Source organism: Fervidicola ferrireducens (assembly GCF_001562425.1).
Lineage (GTDB): Bacteria > Bacillota > Thermosediminibacteria > Thermosediminibacterales > Thermosediminibacteraceae > Fervidicola > Fervidicola ferrireducens.
Genome location: NZ_LOED01000068.1, coordinates 1 through 3026, shown reverse-complemented (window position 1 = coordinate 3026; position 3026 = coordinate 1). Strand labels below are relative to the sequence as shown.

The following is a 3026-nucleotide window of genomic DNA, read 5'->3' as shown; positions in this document are numbered from 1 at the left end:
ACAAATTCCTCTTCCGTGGTGTTTTCGGGAAGCTGGACGACGCTGGTTTCTATGCCAATCTCCGCGCACCTTTTTTGGGCTCCTTTTATATACGACACCGAATCGGGCCTTTCCCCTACTATCACTATGGCAAGGCCTGGGGTAACACCGCCTGCCTTTAATTCCTCTACCTCACTCATTAGTTTTTGTTTTAATGCATCCGCCACTTCTTTTCCGCTTAAAATGTCTGCCATTTGTCATGCCTCCAACTTTCATTAAATTTATTGAGACTCAATCACCCAAAATCTCTTTTACTTTTGCATAAACGTCATCGGCAATCGTCAAAGCTTCACCACAGATTCTTTCCATCACATCCCTAGTGCTTCTGACAAATCCTTCATCCTTGATGCCGTTTAGATTTATAATTACGTTCATCCTACCGCTTAATAATGCCGCCTTGAGGCACAATACACCGACGCCAACGTCGCTGATGGCAAGTCTGTTTCCTATATCAGCCAGCTTTCTGTGGAGTTTTATGGCTTCATATGAAAGTTCCATGATTTTAATAGGCACCCTGCACGCTTCCTTTAATGCCTGCTCCATCGCCTCATTTCTCTTTGCTTTCTCCTCTTCGGTATTTTTCGGCATTTTATATACACCGGCAACCTTACCGAAAACCTTAGCATCCTCATCCACAAGGTCCAGCAATTCGGCTTGAAGGCTTTTTGCACTCTCGAGTATCTTGATTATCTCTGCTTCCACATCTTTATATTTTTCTTTTCCCACAGTGAGGTTTCCAACCATACTGCCTAGTGCAACACCTATGGCACCAACTAAGGCAGCTGCACCCCCTCCTCCCGGGACAGGTTCTTTGGAGGAGAGCAATTCAACAAATTCGCGAACACTTTTTTCTATTAGCACGCCTTACCCTCCCAATCGCTTTTTTCCACCGCTTTTTTTATAGCAGCCAGATTTATACGGGCCGCCAGGTGCATCACCGAATCACCCATTTCCGTGTCTATTTTGCTACTTGCAAGGCATGCATAACAGTGCCACAGCTTATTTGCTACTTCTACAGCTTCCTCTTTTTTCACTCCGATAAGACCGGCTGCTACATGATAAGTAGCTCCGCAGGGGGCCGAAGACTCAACCAAAACATCCTCAATAATTCCGCGATGATTCACCTTAATCTCAAATTGAGGCCTTCCAAGCCTAAAAGCTTTCAGAAATTCGTCTATAAAGGCCTGGCCGCTTTTCTCCAGAGCACAGAAAGGGCGGGGGAAGACGCACTCGATACCGTATGTCATACAAAGTTTTTTTATCTTTTTTTCGAAATGTGAATCGAACCATGCAGGATTTTCTTTCGGAGCTATAAGGGCCCGGCAACCTCTAGTCGCTGCTTTTTTAATAAGCTCTTCCATCAAGTCCGGATGAAGTCCGGCTGCTATGAGAACATTGTGCTGTGGAATTTCTGAAGGTATGTAGTTCTCCGGACTATCCACTATTTGCGGCAAAACTCCTGGGAAAACGATAATTCCGGTTATATACTGAGAATAATCGAGATTATACCTTTTTCTGTACTCAAGACATTTTTTGTCTGCTATACCCTTGCCCCTTTTGTAATCTGTCAGATGTGGTATCAGTCTGCGGTGCACATATTCACCGCTAAATCTAACCTCAAAGGGGCCCGGGATAGCGAGTTCGTCATCACCGGAAGCTAGCAAGATTTTAAATTTTCCCTTCATTTTTCCCCGCCCTCTTTTCTTTCTATTAACTGCACCTAGACTTCATTTTATTAGAAAAGCCCGCTTATTCTGCCGTTTGAATCCACGTCTATGTTTTCCGCCGCCGGCCTCTTTGGCAATCCCGGCATCGTCATTATCTCGCCGGTCAGAGCCACGGCAAACCCTGCACCGGCAGATATCCGCACATTTCTCACGGTTATCCTAAAGCCCGTGGGCCTTCCCAATAACGCCGGGTTGTCGCTCAACGAATACTGGGTCTTTGCTATGCACACCGGAACGTCCCTGAACCCGAGCTTTTCTATGGTCTCTATTTCTTTCTTCGCAGCGGCGGTAAAGTCCACTCCGTCGGCCCCGTATATTTCCTTCGCTATGGTCTCGATTTTCTCGGCTATGCCCATCTCCAGCGGATACAGGGGCTTGTAGTTGTTTTTCCCTTCTTCTATGAGCCTGAGCACTTCTTCGGCCAGGTCAATTCCCCCTTCGCCGCCCTTTGCCCATACTTCGGATATTACCGCTTTTACTCCCTTCGCTTTGCATTCTTCTTTTATGAGATTGAGTTCCGCTTCCGTGTCGCTGGGGAAGCGGTTTACGGCTACTACCGCCGGAAGGCCGAATTTTTGTGTTATGTTTTCTATGTGTTTCATCAGGTTGGGTATGCCTTTTTTCAGGGCTTCCAGGTTTTCTTCGCTTAGCTTTTCTTTCGGTACTCCTCCATTGTATTTCAACGCCCGGACCGAGGCCACAATTACTACGGCGTTGGGCTTTATGCCCGCTACCCGGCATTTTATGTCCAGGAATTTCTCTGCTCCCAGGTCCGCTCCGAATCCGGCTTCGGTTACTACGTAGTCCGCCAGTTTCATGGCCATCTTCGTGGCGATTACGCTGTTGCAGCCGTGGGCTATGTTGGCAAAGGGCCCCCCGTGTACAAAGGCTGGAGTGCCTTCTAACGTCTGCACCAGGTTGGGCTTAAATGCATCTTTCAGCAGTGCCGCCATCGCTCCATGGGCCTTGAGGTCGCCGGCGGTTACCGGCCTGCCGTCGTAGGTGTAGGCCACCACTATCCGGGAAAGGCGGTTTTTGAGGTCTTCCAGGTCCGTCGCCAGGCAAAATACCGCCATCACTTCCGATGCTACCGTTATGTCAAAGCCGTCTTCCCTGGGAACTCCGTTGGCTTTCCCTCCAAGGCCGTCCACTATGAACCTCAGCTGCCTGTCGTTCATGTCCATGCAGCGCCTCCACACTACGCGCCGCGGGTCGATGCCGAGTTCGTTGCCCTGGTATATGTGGTTGTCCACCATGGCC

General features: G+C 48.6%; 4 protein-coding genes. All 4 read right to left on the bottom strand.

Features of this window, described 5'->3' with window-relative positions:
* The coding region (locus AN618_RS12200; RefSeq protein WP_281176856.1) for a tetrahydrofolate dehydrogenase/cyclohydrolase catalytic domain-containing protein at positions 1–233 on the bottom strand (233 nt) is incomplete at its 3' end.
* A 37-nt stretch (positions 234–270) separates the two neighbouring features.
* Complete coding sequence (locus AN618_RS12195; protein WP_066355592.1) at positions 271–900, bottom strand: cyclodeaminase/cyclohydrolase family protein; 630 nt, start codon at positions 898–900, stop codon at positions 271–273.
* Positions 894–1724, bottom strand: coding sequence for a DUF166 domain-containing protein (locus AN618_RS12190; RefSeq protein ID WP_066355590.1), 831 nt, complete (start codon positions 1722–1724; stop codon positions 894–896). Before AN618_RS12190 ends, AN618_RS12195 begins: the two co-directional genes overlap by 7 nt.
* Before the next feature lie 50 nt (positions 1725–1774).
* Positions 1775–3026: formate--tetrahydrofolate ligase (locus tag AN618_RS12185; protein ID WP_066355588.1), on the bottom strand; the 1252-nt coding region annotated here is incomplete at its 5' end.

Coding starts and splice junctions, on each gene's coding strand:
- AN618_RS12190 (WP_066355590.1), bottom strand. CDS start 1,724: ATGAAGGGAAAATTTAAAATCTTGCTAGCTTCCGGTGATGACGAACTC.